Annotated in this window: 20 protein-coding genes; 14 read left to right on the forward strand and 6 right to left on the reverse strand. The window is 61.6% G+C overall.

Features of this window, described 5'->3' with window-relative positions; all coding sequences use genetic code 11:
- Positions 1–25 precede the first annotated feature (25 nt).
- Positions 26–886: a hypothetical protein gene (locus VJZ71_07445; GenBank protein HKQ47884.1), complete on the reverse strand. Its 861-nt coding sequence runs from the start codon at positions 884–886 to the stop codon at positions 26–28.
- Positions 887–935: 49 nt separating this feature from the next.
- Positions 936–1,493 carry an elongation factor P gene (gene efp / locus VJZ71_07450; GenBank protein HKQ47885.1) on the reverse strand — a complete coding sequence of 186 codons (558 nt, stop codon included), beginning with the start codon at positions 1,491–1,493 and terminating at the stop codon, positions 936–938.
- 321 nt (positions 1,494–1,814) lie between these two features.
- Between efp and VJZ71_07455 the strand changes: the two genes are divergently transcribed.
- From VJZ71_07455 to VJZ71_07505, 11 genes are all read left to right on the forward strand, one after another.
- Positions 1,815–2,225: a hypothetical protein gene (locus VJZ71_07455; protein HKQ47886.1), complete on the forward strand. Its 411-nt coding sequence runs from the start codon at positions 1,815–1,817 to the stop codon at positions 2,223–2,225.
- A gap of 46 nt (positions 2,226–2,271) precedes the next feature.
- Positions 2,272–3,333, forward strand: coding sequence for a serine/threonine-protein kinase (locus tag VJZ71_07460; protein HKQ47887.1), 1,062 nt, complete (start codon positions 2,272–2,274; stop codon positions 3,331–3,333).
- 27 nt (positions 3,334–3,360) lie between these two features.
- Positions 3,361–3,606: a hypothetical protein gene (locus VJZ71_07465; protein HKQ47888.1), complete on the forward strand. Its 246-nt coding sequence runs from the start codon at positions 3,361–3,363 to the stop codon at positions 3,604–3,606.
- 36 nt (positions 3,607–3,642) lie between these two features.
- Positions 3,643–5,052, forward strand: a complete 1,410-nt coding sequence (locus VJZ71_07470; protein HKQ47889.1) for a hypothetical protein — start codon at positions 3,643–3,645, stop codon at positions 5,050–5,052.
- Between the two features lie 3 nt (positions 5,053–5,055).
- Positions 5,056–5,664, forward strand: coding sequence for a hypothetical protein (locus tag VJZ71_07475; GenBank protein HKQ47890.1), 609 nt, complete (start codon positions 5,056–5,058; stop codon positions 5,662–5,664).
- Between the two features lie 42 nt (positions 5,665–5,706).
- Entirely contained in the window at positions 5,707–5,904 is a 198-nt protein-coding gene (locus VJZ71_07480; GenBank protein ID HKQ47891.1) for a PspC domain-containing protein, read from the forward strand.
- A gap of 105 nt (positions 5,905–6,009) precedes the next feature.
- Positions 6,010–6,618, forward strand: a complete 609-nt coding sequence (locus VJZ71_07485; GenBank protein ID HKQ47892.1) for a hypothetical protein — start codon at positions 6,010–6,012, stop codon at positions 6,616–6,618.
- A gap of 465 nt (positions 6,619–7,083) precedes the next feature.
- Positions 7,084–8,205 carry an ATP-binding protein gene (locus tag VJZ71_07490; protein ID HKQ47893.1) on the forward strand — a complete coding sequence of 374 codons (1,122 nt, stop codon included), beginning with the start codon at positions 7,084–7,086 and terminating at the stop codon, positions 8,203–8,205.
- Between the two features lie 117 nt (positions 8,206–8,322).
- Positions 8,323–10,077 (forward strand): hypothetical protein, encoded by a 1,755-nt coding sequence (locus tag VJZ71_07495; GenBank protein HKQ47894.1) that lies wholly within the window; start codon positions 8,323–8,325, stop codon positions 10,075–10,077.
- Positions 10,078–10,285: 208 nt separating this feature from the next.
- Positions 10,286–11,596 carry a UDP-glucose/GDP-mannose dehydrogenase family protein gene (locus tag VJZ71_07500; protein HKQ47895.1) on the forward strand — a complete coding sequence of 437 codons (1,311 nt, stop codon included), beginning with the start codon at positions 10,286–10,288 and terminating at the stop codon, positions 11,594–11,596.
- 55 nt (positions 11,597–11,651) lie between these two features.
- Entirely contained in the window at positions 11,652–12,335 is a 684-nt protein-coding gene (locus VJZ71_07505) for a hypothetical protein (GenBank protein ID HKQ47896.1), read from the forward strand.
- A 202-nt stretch (positions 12,336–12,537) separates the two neighbouring features.
- Here the strand turns inward: VJZ71_07505 and VJZ71_07510 are convergent, their stop codons facing one another.
- The 4 genes from VJZ71_07510 to VJZ71_07525 form a co-directional block, all read right to left on the reverse strand.
- A complete protein-coding gene (locus VJZ71_07510; GenBank protein ID HKQ47897.1) occupies positions 12,538–13,020 on the reverse strand; it encodes a type II toxin-antitoxin system VapC family toxin in 483 nt (160 codons plus the stop codon).
- Positions 13,021–13,321: 301 nt separating this feature from the next.
- Positions 13,322–13,951, reverse strand: coding sequence for an ATP cone domain-containing protein (locus VJZ71_07515; GenBank protein ID HKQ47898.1), 630 nt, complete (start codon positions 13,949–13,951; stop codon positions 13,322–13,324).
- Positions 13,926–14,444 (reverse strand): transcriptional regulator NrdR, encoded by a 519-nt coding sequence (gene nrdR / locus VJZ71_07520; protein ID HKQ47899.1) that lies wholly within the window; start codon positions 14,442–14,444, stop codon positions 13,926–13,928. Before nrdR ends, VJZ71_07515 begins: the two co-directional genes overlap by 26 nt.
- 144 nt (positions 14,445–14,588) lie before the next feature.
- On the reverse strand, positions 14,589–16,742 hold the full coding sequence (locus VJZ71_07525; protein ID HKQ47900.1) for a tetratricopeptide repeat protein: 2,154 nt from the start codon (positions 16,740–16,742) through the stop codon (positions 14,589–14,591).
- 129 nt (positions 16,743–16,871) lie between these two features.
- On the opposite strand from VJZ71_07525, the gene VJZ71_07530 reads away from it, so the two are divergent.
- The 3 genes from VJZ71_07530 to lexA all read left to right on the forward strand — a co-directional run bounded on the left by VJZ71_07530 (position 16,872) and on the right by lexA (position 20,310).
- Positions 16,872–17,762, forward strand: a complete 891-nt coding sequence (locus VJZ71_07530; GenBank protein HKQ47901.1) for an MBL fold metallo-hydrolase — start codon at positions 16,872–16,874, stop codon at positions 17,760–17,762.
- Between the two features lie 388 nt (positions 17,763–18,150).
- Complete coding sequence (locus VJZ71_07535; protein HKQ47902.1) at positions 18,151–19,155, forward strand: hypothetical protein; 1,005 nt, start codon at positions 18,151–18,153, stop codon at positions 19,153–19,155.
- Between the two features lie 474 nt (positions 19,156–19,629).
- Complete coding sequence (gene lexA / locus VJZ71_07540; protein ID HKQ47903.1) at positions 19,630–20,310, forward strand: transcriptional repressor LexA; 681 nt, start codon at positions 19,630–19,632, stop codon at positions 20,308–20,310.
- The last annotated feature ends 68 nt before the right edge of the window (positions 20,311–20,378 follow it).

Consider the following 20,378-nt stretch of genomic DNA (forward strand, 5'->3'; position numbering starts at 1 on the left):
GCGATGATGCTGCCATCGCTATTCATTATTTGGGATTTTTGTTCGCGAGGACCGCATGTCTTTGGTCTCGTGAAGTGAGCAGCGGCGCGACGACGTATTGGATTAACGCCTGTGAGGATGAAGAGGTGTGGTTGCTGAAATAGCCGTATCGCAACCATCTAGGATGCCAGCGGACTTCGCGGAAGCCGGCCGGGTGATGGTGCCAGCCAATCCAGCCGGCGGAGGGTGAGTGGACGCGATTGGATGTGCCGAAGAGCGTCGTGCCGACGCCGAGAAAGAAGAAATCACCGGGACCGCCGATCGAGACGAGGCCGCTCGCGCATCGGGAGGTCGCGCAAGTAATGTCGTAATCCGGCGAAATCGACGGCGCGATGAGAACCGCGCTGTCAACGCGGATGTCCACGGGGAGCTGCTCCAGCGCCTTCAGCACGATCCAGCACCCGCCGGATTGCGCGAGCAGATTGACTGGGGCATCCGGGTAACGACACTTGTACGAAACGATCCGCTCGACGAGCCGCGCGGTCTGCCGCGCGTGGTGGCAGCGGCTCATCAGGTTGACCAGGCTGCGCAGGAAGGGAATGCCCCGGTTCCAGCCAAATCGCACGACCGCCCCGCGATACCGCGAGCGCAGCATGCCACACGCCATCGCGTGGTTATACGGGCTGGGGCCTTCAATGCCGCCTAATACCAGCAGCAGCCCGCGCTTTCGCCGCCTCGGCGTGTCCGCCTTCGCGGGCAGCCGGGGCCACCAAAATATGCTGGCGATCTTGACGAATACCCCCATGAGCGGATCGACCAGACCGCTCAGGATCGCGAAAGCGCTCCAGTAAACAGAGAAATGTCGCGGGGATGTGGGCAGCGGTGAACTGAGACTCAAATCCGCCATGCAGTCGAACCCTCACGCCAACCCTGTCCCTCGAAGGGAGAGGGAGCGGTCAGGCCCGTTCCATATACTCGCCGGTGCGCGTGTCGACGCGGACCACCTCGCCGTTGGTAATAAACGGCGGAACGCGAACGGTCAGACCGGTTTCGAGGATGGCCTCTTTGCTTTGGTTCGTCGCCGTCGCGCCTTTGACGACCGGCGCGGCATCGGTAACGGTCAGTTCGACAATGTTGGGCAACTCGACGCCGACGACCTGGCCGTCGACGAATTTGGCCATGAGCCGCTCATTGCCTTTGAGGTACTTGTCGGCATCGGGCATGATCTCGGCGGGGACGTTGATCTGGTCAAAGGTCGTGGTGTCCATGAGGACGAAACTGTCGCCCTCCTTGTAGAGATACTCGAACTGCTTGTCCTCGACGTGCGGGGATTCCAGCTCCTCATCCATGTTGAAGCGGTTGTCGATGACCTGGCCGGTCTTGAAGTTCTTGAGCTTGATCTGCATGTAGCTGCGCCAGTTGCCCTTGGCGACGCGCTGCGAGTCGTGGACGAACCAGAGCTTGCCCTCATAGATGACGGCCTGGCCTTTACGGATGTCGGTGGCTTTCGGCATGGTGTTTTCCCGGTTGATCGTATTGGCCAACCGATCGGATTCGCCAGGACAGCGGCGTTCGATAGGCTAACCTACTGTGAATAAGGACTTTGCAGCTCCGACCGACCGATTGGGAACGTCCCACGCATGATTCCAAAGACGGCGGGGCTTTGTAGTCGCACCAGTGTACAAGGAAGTTATAGTTTAGACAAAGGGACAATGGTCGGGCACATGTGGGAATTCATCATTGATCTGGCCGCGGATGTGGCCTATCTCGTTGTCTCGTCCATCGTGGAGACCAGGCGGTGGCTGCGGTAAAAGGAGCCTGATTTGTTTGCGGACATGGCCAAATTCGTCGGGGGGAAAATCGCCACGGCGCTCATTTTCCTCGCCGTCGCCGCCGGGGGTTATTGGTGCTACCAGAACCCCGAGGCGCTGAAGTCGATGGCACAAGTCGTGAAGCTGACGATCGTGTGGATCGTCATCGCCGCCGCCCTGCCGTGGTCCAGCTACCTCTTCATGCGGCCGCTCCTCGCGCGACAGGCCGCCATGCAGTCGGCCGGCAGCGCCGCCGCGACCTCCATCGCCGTCATCGGCGTATATAGCTTTGCGGATATCCTGTTGGCCTTGTGGATGGCCGGCTGGCAAGTTAACGGCGGGTTTACCTGGCTCGTCCTGATTCTTGGTTTTGCCGCCGCAGCGGCGTATAATTTCGTGATCTGCGAGTCCCTGGCCAGGCAGGTGGACTCGTGATCCGTCTTTGCAGCCCCCGTTGTTCTTCAATGGGAAGGGGTTCGTCATGACCGGGCCGCAGGTCGGTGAGCGCATCAGCGAATACGTCCTCGACGCGCTCGTCGGGGCGGGCAGCTTCGGCCAAGTCTGGAAGGCGCACCACCACGTCTGGAAGGACGAAGTTGTCGCCATAAAAGTCCCGACCGACTCCCAGTACGTTCGCAATCTTCAGAAGGAAGCCTGCACGATTCATGGCTTGCGCCATCCAAACATCGTCCGCGCCATCGGACTGGACCCCTACGCCGAGACGCCCTACCTCGTTATGGAATTCGTCGATGGCCAGTCGCTGGCCGGGCTGATCGCCGCCCATCGGCAAGGCTTGCCCATGCGATCGATCGAACAAATTCTGCGCGGCGTGCTCAGCGCCTTGGAATGCGCCCATGCCGGCGGGGTGATCCACCGCGATATCAAACCCGCGAACATCCTCGTGGCCGGCGCCGGAAAGCGGCCCGTCGATCAAATCCGCGCCGAGGATGTAAAGGTCACGGATTTCGGCCTTGGCCGCGCCGGAGAACTGACCGCAAATAGTATTCTCCAATCCGGCAGCCTGCTCGCCGAGGACGGCAAGAGCATTTCCGGCACGCTCGCTTACATGGCTCCTGAGCAGCGCGACGGCGGACAGACCGATGCCCGAAGCGACCTTTACTCCGTCGGCATCGTGCTGTTCGAGATGATCTGCGGCGAGCGGCCCAGCGGAAGCGACCTGCCGTCCTCGCTGCGGGAGGGCCTTCCCGCGTGGGTCGATACGGTCTACACCCGGCTGCACACTCGCCATGATCGGCGCTTCGCGAGCGCCGCCGACGTACTCCGGGCGATGCATGTCACGGCATCACCCGTGTCGGTGTCGGGTCGTGTTGAGATGCCGCCCTTGCCCGGGCCGCGGGCGTTCCGCGCCTCTGGCTGTCCCGGGTGCGGTTACGCCGGAGAGCCCGACGATAACTTCTGCATCATGTGCGGCGAGCAAATAGCGAGCCGCGTTCGCCGCTGTCCGACCTGCGGCGGCTATCCCGGTTCGGAGGATCTCTATTGCATTTTGTGCGGCGCCGTACTGTCGGCGTCCCTGGGGTGATGCGCGATGTTCGTTTGGACGACTGGAATGTCGCTCTTTCCGCTGATCTTCTTCGTGGTGATCTTCGCCGTCGTGGTGTATTCCTTCTTCAGCGCCGTCCGCGGACAAGGTCTGGAGATCGAGGAAAACTTGGGCGGCGGTGCGAATCGGTCGAGGTCGCCGCGGCGTTTCGCTGCCGAGTGGGAGTGCGAACGGTCGACCTGCCGCGCGGCCAACCCCGGCCACGCTCGGTTCTGCCGAATGTGCGGTCGCCGGCGCGAAGCTCCCCGGTAGCGTGTGGAGCGGCTTCAGGACTAGAATTGAGGTTGGATGAGCACAGCGGCGGATCATGCCTGCGAAATCGAGTCTGCCTATCTGGCCGGGGTTCAGGCCAATCTGAAGGCGGCCGGTTCGCGCCTTATCCGCGGCACGACCTTCAAGCACGAGGAACACGACCGCGGCGAGAATGTCCGCGCCGCCATGATCGAGCGCCGCATCTATGACAAGTCGCGCTACGCGAAGATGCCGCAGGGGCGCGGCTTCACCGTTCGCGGTTACGAACGCAGGTTCTTCTTCGGCCGGCGACTGCGAAGCGTCACGGCGGCGACCGTGATTGCCCCACCGGAGCCACTGCTCTCGTCGGATGAACCGCCCCCGCCGGTCACTGTTGGCCAGCTCAACGAGCATGTCCGCAGCCTCGTCCTGGACCACCGAACGCCGCACGTGATCGGCGTGTGCAGCCCCAGCGGGTTCGATCCCAGCGTGTGGGATTCTTTGCCGGAGTCCCCGAACGTCTCGCTCGTGTTGATCAGCCCCCGCGAAGGCGGCGGCTGGACAACGGGCGGCATCGGCCGGCAACTGGATGACCGGCTCCTGGCCTTGTTTGACCCGGAAGACGGCCGCCAGAAAATAGAACGCGTCCGCCGGGAAATACGAGATCGGAGCACCGACCTCTTGACCGGCGGGTTATCGGCCGGTGGACTGGCGGCTCGCTTGCAGCTCCCTCCGAAGGTCGTGCAGACCGCGTTTGAGGTGGAGTCCCGCGCCGATCCCGAGCTTCGCCTGGCAAAGCGATCGGGTGATTTCCTGCTGTATCGTGGAGCGCCTGCTATGGTAGGCGAGGAGGATTCGATGTCGTTGGCCCAATGGATCAAGAGCCTGTTTTTCAGCGCGGGTGAGGAGGGGAAGAAGATCGACGTCCTCGCCGAACGCCGGGCCTCGCTCGCCGACCGCCTGAACCGCATGTACGAGGACATCGGCAAGCTGGAAAAGAAGGAATCCGTGCTGATCGACGAGGGCAAGGCGGCGACGTCCAACGTGGTCAAACGGCGCGTGGCCTCGCAAATCAGCCACCTGCGAAAGGATATTTCCCGCTGCAACACCAGCGCGGCGATGCTGAGCAAGCAGATCAATATCATCAGCACGCACATCCACAATCTGGAACTCGCACAGACCGGCAGCGTGGCCCAGCTTCCCAGCGGCGACGAACTGACCGAGGCGGCGGTCAATGCCGAGGAGATTCTGGAACAACTCGCGGCGAGTGATGAACTGGTCAGCGGAATGGAAGTCGGCATGGCCCAGTCGGCAATCTCGTCGGATGAGGCGGCGATCTTGAAGGAGCTGGAAGCATCGGTCGCGGAAAAATCGCCCGAAGGTGCGCCCTCCGAAGCAGCCCCGACACAAGTCGCCGAGGCGAAGTCCAAGTCGCGGCAGCAGCGAGACAAAGCGCAGGCGGAGTAGTGAATGGCCCTCTTTGACTGGTTGACCAAGAAAGGCAAACCCCTCTCCGCCATGACGCGGCAGGAGCTGCGCCGTCAGGAATTGCTCCTCGCCCGCGATCGCGAGCAGCTTCTGAAACGGATCACCGATGCCGCCGCAAAGAAACAAGACATCTTCGAGCGCGGTCGCCAGGAGAAATCGCCGGAGCTGCGCCGAATCCTTGCGCAGGAGTTCGATCTCAAGACGACCGAGCAGATGATGACAGGGCGGCAGCTCAACATCCGCAGCAAAGAGTTCCTGACGGTCTCGCGGATGCGGATGCTTCGCGAGAACGCCGAACGGGCCAAGGCCCGCGGGTCCAAGCTCGGCCTCATCAGCGAGCGGGATATCATCGTCCTCGAGAAGATGATCGAGAACGACGCCATTACGGCGGACATGTACCAGGAGCGGCTGGATTCGATGCTTCAGGTCGGCGCCGACGACGGCGAGTCGATGCTCACGCCGGGCTCCAAGCAGGTGCTCGACGTGTGGGAGCAGATGGACACCGGACTGATGAAGGACGCGAATCAGGCGTTTGACGAGGCGGATCGCCGTGTGCGGGAGCGGCATCAGGCGCAGGCGGAGGGCGCGTAAATCGTGCCTGTAAAAAACCACTGGTCGGGCGGAGGACCCATCATGCATGTGGCAAGACCGCTACGCCGTTCGCGGCGGCATCGGATGATCGCGGGCGTGGTCGGCGGGCTCGCCGAGTATTTCGGGATCGACCCCACGCTGGCCCGCGTGGCCTACGTCGTACTGTCGATTCTGTCGATCGCCTTCCCCGGCATCCTCGTCTATCTGGTCTGCTGGCTGATTATCCCGGATGAATGGTAGGATGAATGACGAGTGGCGAATAGCGAATAGCGAAAGTACGAAGAGGCGGCGGAATCCTTATTTCGCTATTCGCCATTCGCTATTCGCAATTGTCCGGAGGACCCAATGAGCTTGTTCAAATCCGCCGAAGAGCGCCGCATCGAGCGCGACATCAAAATCCGCCAGGGCATCCGCCGCATCGAGAAATCGATCAGCGAGCAGAAGAAGTTCACCGACGACTTCGTCCGCAACGCCCGGCGGGCCAAGGAGATTGGCGACAACTCGCAGTACGTCTTCATCCGCAATTCCCTCAAGAAGACGGCGACCGTGCGGAAGATGCTGGAGCGGCAGCTTCTGGCGGTCAAGAACGCTCTCATCATCAAGCGGCAGGCGGAGGCCTCGTCGGATTTCGCGACCGCGATGGGCACGATGGCCTCGGAGATCAGCCGAATGTTCGGCGAGACCGACCTCGCTCGGACGCAGCTCGACTGGGAAAAGGCCATGGCCCAGAGCCAGAGCATGGAGGAGCGGATGACGATGTTCCTGGAGACAGTCGAGGACATTGCGGCGAGCGACACTGCGAATGTCCCCGCGGAGGTCGTGACCGATCAGGAGATCGACGCGCTGATCGAGGCAGAAGGCGAGGCGGAACACGCGAAGGACATGGACGAACTGGACGCGCTGCGGGCGGAACTGAACGAAGTTAAGAACGCGGGGCAGAAGGAGACGAAGTAGCTCTTGCTGTGATCGATGGCTTTGCACTTCAACATTACGGGCATTCTTGTCGCCGGGCCACCAATGGCCCTCGGATACGTCATTGCAAAAAAATGCGGCGTCGAGGATTACGAGACATTAGGAATGGTCATTGGAGGCCCGTTAACGGTCGGAGTCGACGCAATTTGGCGGCGTGTCTACGAGATCGATTTGTTTGAGCCGATTCGGGGTCCATCTATTTGTTGGCTTCCTGTTTGGCTAATTGGCGCTACATGGGCCGCATTGGGCTTGGGGCGATTCCTGGGAATGTCGAAATCGGGTGAGATTGCCGTATTGATTTGTGCCGGCTTGGTAGCACTGCAGTGTTGGTACTTCGGGATAAATCGCTGGCGAAATGATCGTCGAGTAGCAAAATTGGCCCATGCCATGGACAACGGCGTAATCGACCCGAGTTCTGGGGCGGCGGAATAGGCCCGCACTACGACCATGAGCGTTTCCTACCCCACCTTCGAACGCCTCAAAGAACGCGGGCTCGCGGCCTATCAGGCTGGGAACTTCGCGGAGGCCAAGCCGTTTCTAATGCAGGCCGCCGACGCGATGATCAAAATCGCCGCCGAGACGGGCGATGCCGCGCGGCGGGCGCGGCGGAAGGCGATGGCCGCCGAACTCATCGAATTCGCCAAGCAGTGCGACGGCAAGGCGGCACACCGGCGGCAGGAGCGGCGGCGGGCGGCGAGCGGCGAAGGTGACGAGGCCGGGGCCGACGCGCAGGACTGGATCGTCCGCGACAAGCCGACCGTCAAGTTCGACGACATCGCCGGTCTCGACGACGTCAAGCACGAGATCCGCCTCAAGATGATCTACCCCTTCGCGCACCCGGAACTCGCGGCGAAGTACCGGATCGCGACCGGCGGCGGCCTATTGCTTTACGGCCCGCCCGGCACGGGCAAGACGATGATCGCCAAGGCCGTGGCCTGCGAGATCGACGCGACAATGTTCGTCGTCTCGCCCGCGCAGGTCATGTCCAAGTGGGTCGGCGAGGCCGAGCAGAACGTCCGCAAGCTCTTCGAGGCAGCCAAGGCCGAGCCGCGCTCGATTATTTTCATCGACGAGATCGAGGCGATGGTGCCCAGCCGGCGGGATTCCTCCAGCAGCGTCATGACCCGCGTCGTGCCGCAGATTCTTCAAGAGCTGGAGGGCTTCGACCGCTCCTCGGCGTCGAAGCCGCTGCTCTTCGTGGGGGCGACGAACGAGCCGTGGGCCCTCGACAGCGCAGTCATGCGGCCGGGACGGTTCGACGCGAAGGTTTACGTGCCGTTGCCGGACGAGCCCGCCCGCCACCGCTTACTGGAGATTTATCTGGGCAGCCGCCCGCTCGCCGATGACGTGGATTTTGCGGAACTTGTGGCGAAGCTGGAGGGCTACAGCGGCGCGGACATCAAGGCCCTCGCCGAACGCGCGGCTACGATCCCGTTCATGGGGGCCGTCGGCGGCGAAACGGCGCGGCCGATCGCGATGGCGGACATTGTGATGGCGCTGGCGGAACTGACGCCGTCCGTGAAGAAAAAGGACCTGTTGCGTTTTGAACAGTTCCGGGATGCGAACTAAGAAAGCTCACGCAGAGGCGCAGAGCACGCAGAGAAAAGAAACAGCCTGATAAGATTTCTTTCCTGACTCTGCGATCTCTGCGCCTCTGCGTGAGACTTTTCTGGGGTGGATGCAACCATGATCTCCGGTGCGTTCAACATCGACCATTTCATGACGGACATGCAAACTGTCGCGTGCGTCGTCCGGCCGCAGGAGGTTTTTTCAATCCTCACGCGGCGCGTAACCGTTCCGCCGGAGTGCGTCGCCCTGGTCTGGGGCGAGTCGTCCTCGCCGGGCTTCGTCGCGTCCGGGCGCGAGATTGAAGCCGCGGACTGCCGCAAGCTGCTCTTCGTCCGCACGACCCCTTTCATGCTCAACTATGAACTCGGGGCCCTCACTTCGCAGGATAACTTCGCCATCCGTGTCAGTGTCGGTCTGTCCGTTTGTGCGGGCAACGACCGCCTAGACATGGTCGCCTTCCAGAAGAACCTGATGGCCGGGATCGAAACCCTGACGGCCGACCGCCTGCGACATTTCTGCGAGCCGCTCGTACGCCGCACCGTCGAGAGGTTCGTCAAGCAGCGGCCCGCGGCGGACCTGCTCTCCACGGACGCCGCCGGCGCCTTCGACGATGGCCTCGCCGAGGAGTTTCAGTCGCTGGCCTTTGAGTCCGGGCTTTCACTGGCATCGGCCGCACGATTCGCCGCCCACTCGACGGATTATGTCGAGACGCAGTCGCTGCGCAAGGCGGCTACCACCCGTCAAGAACGTCTGGAGCAGCAAAAACAGCAGCGCGAGCGCGACCGGCAGTCGCAGGTCGAGCACTTGGCCCACCTCTCGTCAACACTGGAGCAGCTCGGCGCTCTCGCGGCCAAGTCGCCGGGGACCGCGGTCGTCGATCTCATCAAGACGTTTTCCCCCGCCGAGCGCGGTGGGCTGTACCAGGCCCTCCTATCCCGCGGCAGCGCTGCAACGCAGACCAGCGCGGTACTCATTGTGGCCGGCGACGAGCTGATTTCGCTCGATCCCCAAGCGCCTGATCAGCCGCTTCAACGGCAACCTCTTGCACCCTCGCTCGGGCCACTTCGGTCGGTTCGAGTCTGCAACGATGGGACTCGACTCGTCGGAGCGCGCACGGGGGTCCACGTGCTGAAAGAGGGCAGCCAGGATGTCGAGTCCCTCGCGTTTGCACCCTCGCGCGAGCTGCGCGGTGGCGTCAATGCCGCGACGTTGGCCGGAGATCATCTGTTCGCGACGCATTCAGAGGTCGGCCTCATCCGCTGGAAGCTCGGCGAACCGCGACAAGTCGATATGCCGCTGGCGGACCGGCTGGCGGTCTGCAAGTCCGTTCGCGACGTGCAGACGGACGCGACGAGACGGATTTGGCTGGCTGCCGACCGCGAGGTGCTCGCTCTTGCTCCGGAATCGTGCGAAGGACTGATGTCGCTGACGGCCCCTGCAAACGTCACCGCCTTGCTCGTCGCGGAGGAGACGATTATTGCCGGTCTGGCCGACGGGCGGATCGCCCGCTGGCTCTTCGGGGCCTTTGATACGGCGGAGACCATTCGGCCCGCGTGCGGCCGGGCGGTCGAATCGCTCGCGTGGCTACCGGGCGGCGGGGCCCCGCGCGTCGTCGTAGGAGACCGTCAGCCGCACCTGGAAATGCTCGTCCTCGGCGACGCCTTCAGCATCGAATACCGTTGCGGCCAGCCGATCCGCTGGGGCTACGCGGCGGCGGATTGGATCGTCGGTGTCAACGACCGCCGCGACCAGCTCATCCTCTGGCGACCCGACATGCCGCAGGAGCCGGAGCGAGTCGTGAACATAGGGCAACTTTGCGGGCATTCGATTCAGGATGTGGCCCTGATGGCGGCGACTACCGCCTTAGCTTAATCGCGTCTTGGTGCGGTTTGCTTACAGAACCCCGACCGAAAGATCTGGCCGAGTGGCGCACCCCTTGAGGGCGTCCGTCATTCGGCGCGAATCGTTCTCCGGCAGGTACTTGCGTGCCTGGTCCTGATTTTCGACATACTCGCTGGCTGGATAGAATCCCCATTTTCACCGATAATCCAATTCGAAAACACGAGGAAGAGTACGCACCATGCGAATTACTATCGTCGGGACGGGTTATGTCGGGTTGGTCACTGGCGTCTGCCTCGCGGACACGGGCAACGACGTCATCGGCCTGGATGTCGATGACGACAAAGTCGCCAAGCTTTCCCGCGGCGAGTGCACGATCTTCGAGCCGGGACTGACCGACCTGCTCACGGCCAATCTCGCTGCCCGGCGCTTCCGCCTGACGACCAACCTCGTCGAGGCCGTCCAACACGCGGAGATTATCTTCATCGCCATCGGTACGCCGCCGAATCACGACGGCTCGGCGGACTTGTCGGGGATCTTTGCCGCCGTGCAGGACATCGCCCGAGCCGTCACCAAACGGACCGTCCTGGTGATGAAATCCACCGTTCCCGTCGGGACGTGCGCCCAGGTCGAGAAGCTGGTGACGCCGCTGGCCAAACATCCCATTGCCGTTGTCAGCAACCCGGAGTTCCTCAAGGAAGGTTCGGCGGTCGATGATTTCCAGCGGCCGGATCGCGTGGTCATCGGCTCGGAGGATGCGCAGGCGGCGGAAATCATGAAAGAACTTTACGCGCCGTTCGTGCGTAACCGCCACCCGATTCTGGTGGTCCGACGTGCCGCCGCGGAGATGGTCAAGTACGCGGCGAACTGCTACCTCTCCACGCGCATCAGCTTCATCAATCAGATCGCCAACATCTGCGAGGCGATGGCGATCGACGTGGACGAGGTCCGCGAGGGGATCGGCTACGACGCCCGGATCGGTTCGCACTTCCTCTACCCCGGTATCGGCTACGGTGGAAGCTGTTTCCCGAAGGACGTCCAGGCGCTCTGGCACGTCGCCAACGACGCGAACGTGCCCGCCGAAATGCTGCACCAGGTCCACCTCCTCAACGAGCGGCAGAAAGGCCTGCTCGTCGAGCGGATCAAGTCACACTTCAAGGGGCAGCTCACCGGTCGGTCCTTCGCCATCTGGGGCGCGGCCTTTAAACCCAAGACCGACGACATCCGCGAGGCCCCCGCGCTCCGCGTCATCGAGGGTCTGCTCGACGCCGGGGCGAAGGTGCGGATCAGCGACCCCAAGGCCCTGGACAACCTGCGCCGCGTCTTCAGCATGAAGATCGAATATTGCGCGGACGCCTATCAGGCCGCGCAGGGGGCCGATGCCCTGGTCATCTGCACTGAGTGGAACGAATACCGCTCGCCGGACTTTGACCGCCTCAAGGCGATCCTCAAGCAGCCAGTCATCTTCGACGGCCGCAACCTCTACAAGCCCGATCAGATTCGCCGGCGAGGGTTTGCGTACTACTCGATCGGGCGGCCTCCGGTGGTGTAGCGGCAATTTCGAATGAAGAATTACGAGTGAAGAAAAGAAAGCCGAGGAGTCCCCTTTGGGTTACTTCAGGCGGATTGGCATTCTCTTGTCCGTCGTCATGTCAATTGGTGGAGCCGTCATTGGGGCGGCGAGCTACATCCACCAAGTCCGGGGCGGATACCAGATTACGATTTGGCCGCTCGAATACGGAAGCGGGAAGATATCGGCATCGATCATTGGCGGATGTCTTTCGTTCAACCGACAGGTGCGTTATTCCGGGACTTCATCGAGCAAAGATTTGCAGATCAGCGTGCCTGGTGTGTTTGAGTTTTCTGACTGTATCACGGACGGTGGGTTTGTCGTTCTATCAGGACGCCCGCCACTTTTCAGAGCATGGGACATCAGCGTCGACTTAATGGCGGTCGCAGCAATCGCCCTGGTTTATCCTGGGTTAGTTTCTCGTCGACTTCGTGGTATTTTAAAATGGGCCTTTCTGATAGCCTCGCTTGCCTGTTTCACTAACCTTTTCCTCAATTTGATGCCCGTATTGGGAGCCTTGCACGGATCGGCGCAACAGGACACTTACGAGAAACTCGGGCGTCTTCTATTGTTTTCAGTTCTTGGTTCAATCTTCTACCTTCAGGCCCTTAAGGACACTCGACAGCGACAACAAGCTTGCCCCGTGTGCGGTTACGACTTGATGGGCAACGTCAGCGGTATCTGTCCCGAGTGCGGAAGGCGTATGTCAGCACGTTCTTAAGGGCGTGTATGTTTTGTCGTGTCGGGTTGCGGTGACTGACCCTTGATTCCCTCCCGACGGATGACGACACGATCGGGATGCTCGGCCTGTTCGCGGCGTAGGCGGTCGGCAATACGCCGGATATCTCCACCGCATTCTTCGGCAAGCCGCGCTCCGTTAGTTCTCATTTCCTCGACAACAGGATCAAAAAACATATCCAGTTTTACTCCCGCGATTCCAGCATCAGTTCTTCGGGCGAACAAATGACCGGCGAGATCAATCGAAGCCGCTGGTTTAGGGTTTCGATGTGCTTCCTCTTGCTGGCATTGGCTAGATGAGCATAGTTCCACGTCAACAGATAGTCCACTTCGTAGACCGACGCGAAAGCGATGTGGAAAGCATCGCGGGCATCGCGCCGAGGCATCGCAAAGTTGGCCATATAGAAGTCGGCGGCATCGATGACGGAGTCGCTGATATCTAGTGATGCAAACTGTTTGACGAGTTCGAGCCGCCGGGTCGCTCGAAGCGAATCCCCTTGCGCGAGTTCATCCAAAACATACTGAGAAATGCGCACTTCGAATCGCCCCAACTCCTCATCCCACCAACGACGAATAATCAAGTGGCGCGCACGGATGATGGGGTCATCGCTTGCCGGTTCCAGCCAGTAGCTCGGAACGGAAGAATCCAAATATACCGTGGGCTTCATAGCTCCAAGCTATTCTAGCGTATTTCGAAAACGCCCCGTAGCCTGAGGCGGCGCAGAAAAGAAGCCTGTCGCAAGACAAGAGCCCACGCCGTGGCGCTCGGATGAGGGCGGAGTCTTACGACAGGCCAAAAAGCGGCGGAACCGGCGTCCGTTGCAACATCCTTGATCGGTTCCGCCTGCCGCGCTCACGCTGGAGCGCTCGTCTTTTGCCTGATCGTCCGTAATCAGACCAAATTCGACTTCTACGGCCGGCAGGGACGCCGGCCGCAACACACCGGCTAAGAGCCGGTGCCACAAAGTTTCACGCGGACTCGGATCGGTCCTCGACCCTTCGTGTGTCGCGCTCCTTCCGGGTCCTTTTGACGACCAGCGCCCCGGCCAGAAGGCCCCACGCCAGCATCTCGCTGCGGGCCAACTCCCGGACGAGTCCGCCGGTCACCGAGCGGAGTCCGCATTCAAAAATCATCTGCTCGACACGACCGGCGATCATCCTTGAAGCCGGCGTATCGAGCAGGTGATGTCGTCGCAGGTGTCGGATCAGCAAAGTCTTGTCCCAGCGCTTCTGCACGAAGCGGCCGTCAGCCGGTCGCGGTGTCGCCACCGTCACGCGGCGCCGCTGCCGATCGCGGAAATGCGCGTGCTGGCGAATGGCCAGACCGGCGGCGGAGTGCCCCGTCTGGGAGAGCACGAGTTCCACCAGTTCCGCCAGGTGCTTCGAAGGGACCGGCGACTCGGGGTACGAGTTCTTGAGATACTCGTACACCGCCTCGGCCAGCCCCCCTGCCGCGCTGGTGTCGATGGCCAGGGGCTCGCCGCTGGCGGCCAGCCCGTTTTGCACGCAGTTCAAGATCTTGCCGATGACGAACGGTTCGACGGTCCCGTCGCGCTTGGCGACGGAAAGACCGCTATGGCTCACTATCGGATCGTTCATGGAATAAATCCTGCTGGCCCGCGACCTCTCGTTGATCGCGGTCCAAAATCGCCTGGGCCTCCTCGATGAAATCATCGACCTGTTGGAATTCGTGATACATGCTGGCGAACCGCAGGTAGGCGATCTTGTCGAGCTTGGCGAGTCGTCGGGAGACGGCGCTACCGAGATAGGAGCTGGGCACTTCGCGATCGAATTCGCGGAAGACCTCTTCCTCGACTTCGTCGGCCAGCTTTTGAAGCGCTTCGATGCCGATGGGGCGCTTCCAGCAGGCGCGCTGCAATCCGCCGAGCAGTTTTTCCCGCTCGTAGGGCACGCGCTCGCCGCTCTTCTTGACGACCAGCAACTTGCCGGTCTCTTCCACTCGCTCATACGTCGTATATCGCTTGTTGCAGGACAGGCATTGGCGTCGCCGCCGAATGACCGTACCGCCTTCGGTCGCTCTGGAGTCGATGACCTTGTCGTTACGTTGTTCTTTGCAGTAGGGACATTGCATCTTTCTGCCACGGACTCCTGCGGGCCGTCCCTGACCCCAACAGGTAGTATGAAGGGGAGGTTAAGGCCCTATAACCGGGGTGTCAAGCGAAAAATGCCGTCCTTCGTGATGGAGCCCTGTGAATTGTTCTGGATGCCAAGGTAATCACGGGGTCTGAGCGGGCTGCGTACCCGCGCGATGGTTCATCTGTTCGGTGCGCAGCGCGTTTTTCCTCTGCCGGGCCGCAGCGTGATCGGGATGGTCGCGAAGGATGGCCTCATAGGCGCGAAGCGCTTCATCCGTACGGCCCCGCACTTCCTCAAGACGCGCCAATCCAAATTTCGCCTCCAGGTAGTCCGGCTTGATCCGCAGGGCCTCGGAGAATTGCGCGGCCGACTCGTGGAACCGATTGAGGTTGGACAGGGCGACGCCGTAGTTGTAATGGGCCTGGGGATGGGACGGCAGGCGAAGGATCGCCTGCTCGTAATGCTGCACGGCGAGCGCGTACTTGCGTCGGGCGAAGAGGAGATTTGCCAGCTTCAAGTGCGCCTCTCCATATTCCGGCTTCAACGTGACCGCTCGCCAGTAATGCTCGACGGCCTCGTCCTTATTGCCGCTGGCTTCCAGCATCGCGGCGATGTTGTAATGCACGAGGGCCATTCTCGGCTCCTTGTGCTTGACGTCGAACCCTTCCAAAGCCGACTTGTAATGGGCCAGTGCGGCATCGACCTCCCCGCGCTGCTCCAGGAGTACAGCCAGGTTGTTATGGGCGTCCGGCAGGTCCGGCTTGGATTCCAGGGCGTGACGGTAATGTTCGATGGCCTTGTCCGTATTATTTCGCTTATCCGCGATCACGCCGAGCCAGAACTGGACCATGGCCAGACTGGGGTCCAACTGGCGCGCCTTTTCGAGAAAATCGGCGGCCTCGTCGAGACGATTCTGTCGGATCCGCGAATCGACCAGGCCAATGTAGCCTGGTGGGCCAAGGGGATTGAGTTCGATCGCGCGCTCAAAAGAACGGGCGGCTTCGTCCACTCGATCGGTCTCGTTAAGGACCACGCCGAGATTGTTGTGCGCCATCCAAGAGCTGTCGTTCTTTTTGATCGTGTCCCGCCACAGCGTTTCGAGATCGCGATAGACGTAACCCTGGCGCCACGTCAGGATCCCGAGCGGCAGCAGGAGGCAACCGGCGCCCGCCAAACGAACCGCCGCCGAGCGGATTCCCAAGCGCCCCGCGAGCAATGCGGAAATCAGAACGATCGGTCCGATGCTGGCGAGGTACTGAAAATGGTCGGCCACGAAGGAGAAGATCATCGGAAAGACATCGAAGAACCCCAACGCAGGCAAAAGCGTCCCGCCGAAAAACAGCGCGGCGACGAGCGGCCCCTTGCCGACGCGCTTTCGCAGCGCCCAAAGCGCGGCCACCACGACCAGCGCCGCAATCGGAAATGCGTACTGCCACGCCTCGCTCGAATCGATTCGCCAGCGCGGATAGGTGAAGATCAACGGATGCGGCCAGAGTAGCTTGCCGACATAGAACCACACCGCCCGACCGGCGATCAGGATTCGGTCGATGGACGATAAGCCCCATTGGACCTTCGCCGCCCCGACGTGATGGCGTTCGAGCCATGCCGTCGTCAGCCCCATCACCAGGCCGAGGGCGAAAAACGGAACCAGCGGCAGCACATCCCGCAGCACCAGCCGGTCACGCTTCCACCAAAGGACAAGCAAGATCGCCGCCGGAAGCGACGCCGTTACGGTCTTGCTCAGCAGCGCCCCGCAAAAAAGCAGGAGGGCCGGTGCATACCATTTCCACGCCGGTCGTAGCGGGATTTTTTCGTCCGGAAGATGGGAAAACCGGAGATAACATGCGGCGGAGCAGAAATATAAGAGGCCGGATAGGACGTTCTTCCGCTCCGTGATCCAGGCGACGGACTCCACGTGAACCGGGTGAAGGGCGAAGATCAGCGCCGCAAGATAAGCGCCGGGCACCTTCAGACGCAGGAGGATCCGCCACAGGAAAATCGCGCTGCCAATATGAAGCAGCAGGTTGACGACGTGGTAGCCAAGGGGATTCAGGCCCCAGATGTGCCGCTCGACCCAGAACGTCGTGAAGACCAGCGGGTAATACTGCGGCGTGGCCTCAAACTTGGTCCATATTCGCCATAGGCCCTTGAGCGAGGTGAGCGTAGTGTTGAGGGTAACGTAGGCGTCGTCGTCCCAGATGAAATCGCCGCGCAGGGCAGGGACGTAGGCGATCGCTGTCACGACGAGAATCAATCCGCCGCCCAGGAGGAGGCGCTTTCGGGCCGGGTTCATGGACTTTCCCTTACCACAAAAAACGGCTGCGCAGAAGTCCCACGCCCTGTCTCGATGTTTCGACAGTCCGTCCCGGCACGACTAGACTTGGCCGAAGACGTGAGTCTATGTGATAGCGGGCGGCGTTAAATGGCACGACTCGTCGAACACTTTATCGAGAACCTCCGCCTCCTCGGCTACAGCGTCGCCGGCGAGGAGACGGTCATCGCCGCGCCCGAACTCAACGTCTGCTTCGATGTCGGCAACGCCCCGGCGGAGATGCTGGCCATCGACCACGTTCTCCTTTCCCATGGCCACATGGATCACGCCGCTGGCCTGGCCTATTACTTCAGCCAACGAAATTTCGTCGGCAATGCCCCCGGCTGCGTCCTCGCCCCGCATCCGCTCGTGCAGCCGATCCGCGATCTGCTCAAGGTCTGGGCCCGGATCGAAGGCCATGAGTCGCCGGCGCGGATCATCGGAATGGCAGCAGGTGACAAGTTCGATATCCGGCGGGGCCTCGTCGCCCGCGCCTTCGACGTGAACCACCGCGTGGCCTCGCTGGGCTACAGCGTCGTCGCCGTCCGCCACAAGCTCCGCCCGGAGTTTGCCGCCAAGACCGGCCCGGAGCTGGTCGCGCTGAAGAAGCAGGGCATTCAGATTGAGCAGATCATCGAAGTCCCGCTCGTCACCTTCTGCGGCGACACGGCGGAGGGTCCCTGGATCGATCAGGAGGTCGTCACCAAGGCCAAGGTCGTGATCCTGGAGTGCTCCTTCTTCGAAGCCGACCACATCCACCGCGCCCGTGACGGCTACCACCTCCACGTCCGCGACGTGGCCCGGATCATTCACCGCCTCGACGGCCCGCATTTTGTGTTGCACCACGTTTCCCGCCGAACGGGCCTCCGCGACGCCAAGGACACCCTCCTCAAACTGATCGGCCCCGACCAGATGGCCCGCGTGACGTTTCTCATGGACCGCCGCAAGGCCGCCGAGGCATTAAGCGAAATTAGTAGCCGATCTGTCGGGAAGCCGACGTGAGGATACCGGTATGATCATGAATGGTCTGGCGTGCATTTTGGCTTGTCCCGCTTGCTTAATGAGTTGCGAGTCTCCGAAAGCGGGCGCGAAAAGCCCCGCTTGGCACAAATGCCAAGTCCTCTGTCACCCGTCGAATCCCAAGATCCAAAAGGACTCCGAGGCCACCCTCGAAGCGGCGTGGAAGGTCGCTGAGAAAATGCTCGGCGAAGTCCCGACGTCCAAGGGGGAGCCATCGTCGCTTCATCTTTATGAATCGATTGAAGAATATGAGAGTGCCGAACAAGATCTCACCGGAGGCCGTTTCAAAAGCAACTTGGCATTTACTCATGGGGATTCAAAAACCGCCCATGTCTTAATACAGCCGCCGTGCACCCGTGAGACATTACGAATGATCGGTCTTCCCGTAATGACGCGCCGGCTCATTGCGCACGAGGCTTTTCATCTTGTTGGGCATTCGCTGGGCCTGAACTACCGCGAGCTGCCACGCTGGATCAAAGATGGGGCCGCGTCCTACATCGATGAGAAGGTGCTAGTCGAGATCGCTTGGAGCGCCGGTCCGGAAATGGACCCGTTAACATGCCGTTATGTCTGCATAACGGCCCGGCTTTTGAAGGACGGCAAGCTCCCCAAGATTCGCGAAATTATGCATCGTGAACTTGATGCACTTTCCCCAACGGCGCGTTACGGGCTGCGCTGGCTGCTCTTCCGATTCCTGGAGGAAGGGCCGCGGCCGGGCTCGGGCAGCAAGTTGATTCGGAAAATGTTGCGAATCCTAAAGGAGTCTTCCGATTCCTCGAGTTCCAAGCCTTCGGCCAAGTTCGCCAAGCTGGAAGATGAGTTCATCGGCCTCGACGACGAATTCGCCGAGTTCATCCGGGGCTTGAAGCCCGAATGGGACGAAGAGTATCGGTCGCTCGATACGTCAAGAAAGCAGTGGTACCAACTTGCCTTTCCCGAGACAAACGCGGTTGCCTGGCGGTTCGCGCCGGTCGGCCAGGATCAATACAAGATATCCGGCCATGTGCGAATCCTGCCCGGCACCAAGCAACAGATGAACTTCTATCTCGGCCGCTCGGATGAGGGATTCGTTTCCGTCGCCTTCGTCGCAGGGTACGGCGTCACGGTCTTTCGGTATCGCACGGGCAAAGACGAGTGGGAGAACTTGGCGACGGCGAAGGCCCCCGGCGTGGAGTTGAACAAGGACATCGCCTTTCGCCTGGTGATTTCTCCCGGAGAGGTCAAAGTATCGGTTAACAAAAAGTCCGTCCTGACCGCAACGGTGGGCGACTTTTCTCTGCGGGGCCCCTGGGGACTCGGGGCTCAGGCCGGCGCCGCGGGAATCTGGACCAAAATCCGCCGTACGCCGTCCTCGAAACCAATACCCACCGACTGACCCCATCGGGGCCTTTTTTTTTCCGCATTCCGAATTCCGCATTCCTAAAAATTCGCCTCCTGTTAGGGTTGACGTTCGGTCGAAGTTAGGATATGCTTGCCGTGGCGGCAACGATTCGCGGCCTTTTTGGCCGGCTCTTCTCGATTTCCCGCGCCCCTATCCGGGTCGCGGCCGTCGAGCCCCGGGAGGGGAGGCCTGTGCCGGTCGATGGGGCGCTCTGCCGTTTCGGCCCCGGCGGCGCATATCGCGTCGATTGGACGCCGGGGCGGCCTGCGGTTCGTTGTGCGCCGTCGCCGAGCATGGTGGCTCGGCGAAGCGTCGAGTCCGCGCCCGCGTGGGACGATCTTGCCGCATCGCCCCACCCGGCCGCCCATGTGACCGCCCTGACCGGCGACGAGTCCGACTGGCCCTTACTCATCCTCGGGCCGGAGGGACTCGCCGGCCGGCCGTGGCCGTCCAAGAAGGAGAGTCGCCATGTCGTTGTATTACAGCAAGGGACGGCCCAGACGTGCCCGCCGCCCGCCCCCCCCGCGCGGTCGCTCGAAACAGACCCGCCCCGCGACCCCGCGCCAAGCCGAGATCCTGACCTTCGTCCGGGACTACACCCACAGACATGGCTTTTCCCCGACCTACGACGAGATCGCCGCCGAGTTCGACATCTCCAAGGTGACCGTCTTCGAGCACCTCTCCATCCTCGAAGGGCGCGGACTGCTCCGGCGCGACAAGCACAAGGCTCGCTCTTTGCAATTGGCTGACCATCTGGAGCTGCCCGATGACCGTCCGAGCTGCCTGAAGCTCGTCGGCCGCATCGCCGCCGGCTCGCCGATCGAGGCCATCGAAAATCCCGAGGTCGTCGACCTCGAAGAGATTTTTTTCTCGCGCTACGGGGCCTACGTTCTTGAGGTGAAGGGCGACAGCATGATCAACGACCAGATCGCCGACGGCGACTACGTCGTGATCGAAAAGCGCTCCACCGCCAACAACGGCGAGATCGTCGTCGCCCTGTTGGAGAACGGCGAGGCCACGCTCAAGCGGTTTTTCCGCGAAAAGCACCGCATCCGCCTCCAGCCCGCCAACGAACGCTACGAGCCGATCTACACGACGCAGGTCGATATCCAGGGCGTCCTCATCGGCGTCATACGCCGCTCGCGCTGACGCCCCGGCTCGCCTTGGTCCCTCGATCGACCCGGGATACAATGTTATCTCGGGCGTTGGGAGGATTT

This window comes from Phycisphaerae bacterium, from assembly GCA_035275405.1.
Taxonomy (GTDB): Bacteria; Planctomycetota; Phycisphaerae; order UBA1845; family UTPLA1; genus DATEMU01.

What these genes read in the sequence shown, in the direction of transcription:
- VJZ71_07445 (HKQ47884.1), bottom strand. Translation starts at nt 886, where the DNA reads ATGGCGGATTTGAGTCTCAGTTCACCGCTGCCCACATCCCCGCGACAT.
- efp (HKQ47885.1), bottom strand. Translation starts at nt 1,493, where the DNA reads ATGCCGAAAGCCACCGACATCCGTAAAGGCCAGGCCGTCATCTATGAG.
- VJZ71_07455 (HKQ47886.1), top strand. Translation starts at nt 1,815, where the DNA reads ATGGCCAAATTCGTCGGGGGGAAAATCGCCACGGCGCTCATTTTCCTC.
- VJZ71_07460 (HKQ47887.1), top strand. Translation starts at nt 2,272, where the DNA reads ATGACCGGGCCGCAGGTCGGTGAGCGCATCAGCGAATACGTCCTCGAC.
- VJZ71_07465 (HKQ47888.1), top strand. Translation starts at nt 3,361, where the DNA reads ATGTCGCTCTTTCCGCTGATCTTCTTCGTGGTGATCTTCGCCGTCGTG.
- VJZ71_07470 (HKQ47889.1), top strand. Translation starts at nt 3,643, where the DNA reads ATGAGCACAGCGGCGGATCATGCCTGCGAAATCGAGTCTGCCTATCTG.
- VJZ71_07475 (HKQ47890.1), top strand. Translation starts at nt 5,056, where the DNA reads ATGGCCCTCTTTGACTGGTTGACCAAGAAAGGCAAACCCCTCTCCGCC.
- VJZ71_07480 (HKQ47891.1), top strand. Translation starts at nt 5,707, where the DNA reads ATGCATGTGGCAAGACCGCTACGCCGTTCGCGGCGGCATCGGATGATC.
- VJZ71_07485 (HKQ47892.1), top strand. Translation starts at nt 6,010, where the DNA reads ATGAGCTTGTTCAAATCCGCCGAAGAGCGCCGCATCGAGCGCGACATC.
- VJZ71_07490 (HKQ47893.1), top strand. Translation starts at nt 7,084, where the DNA reads ATGAGCGTTTCCTACCCCACCTTCGAACGCCTCAAAGAACGCGGGCTC.
- VJZ71_07495 (HKQ47894.1), top strand. Translation starts at nt 8,323, where the DNA reads ATGATCTCCGGTGCGTTCAACATCGACCATTTCATGACGGACATGCAA.
- VJZ71_07500 (HKQ47895.1), top strand. Translation starts at nt 10,286, where the DNA reads ATGCGAATTACTATCGTCGGGACGGGTTATGTCGGGTTGGTCACTGGC.
- VJZ71_07510 (HKQ47897.1), bottom strand. Translation starts at nt 13,020, where the DNA reads ATGAAGCCCACGGTATATTTGGATTCTTCCGTTCCGAGCTACTGGCTG.
- VJZ71_07515 (HKQ47898.1), bottom strand. Translation starts at nt 13,951, where the DNA reads ATGAACGATCCGATAGTGAGCCATAGCGGTCTTTCCGTCGCCAAGCGC.
- nrdR (HKQ47899.1), bottom strand. Translation starts at nt 14,444, where the DNA reads ATGCAATGTCCCTACTGCAAAGAACAACGTAACGACAAGGTCATCGAC.
- VJZ71_07525 (HKQ47900.1), bottom strand. Translation starts at nt 16,742, where the DNA reads ATGAACCCGGCCCGAAAGCGCCTCCTCCTGGGCGGCGGATTGATTCTC.
- VJZ71_07530 (HKQ47901.1), top strand. Translation starts at nt 16,872, where the DNA reads ATGGCACGACTCGTCGAACACTTTATCGAGAACCTCCGCCTCCTCGGC.
- VJZ71_07535 (HKQ47902.1), top strand. Translation starts at nt 18,151, where the DNA reads ATGATCGGTCTTCCCGTAATGACGCGCCGGCTCATTGCGCACGAGGCT.
- lexA (HKQ47903.1), top strand. Translation starts at nt 19,630, where the DNA reads ATGTCGTTGTATTACAGCAAGGGACGGCCCAGACGTGCCCGCCGCCCG.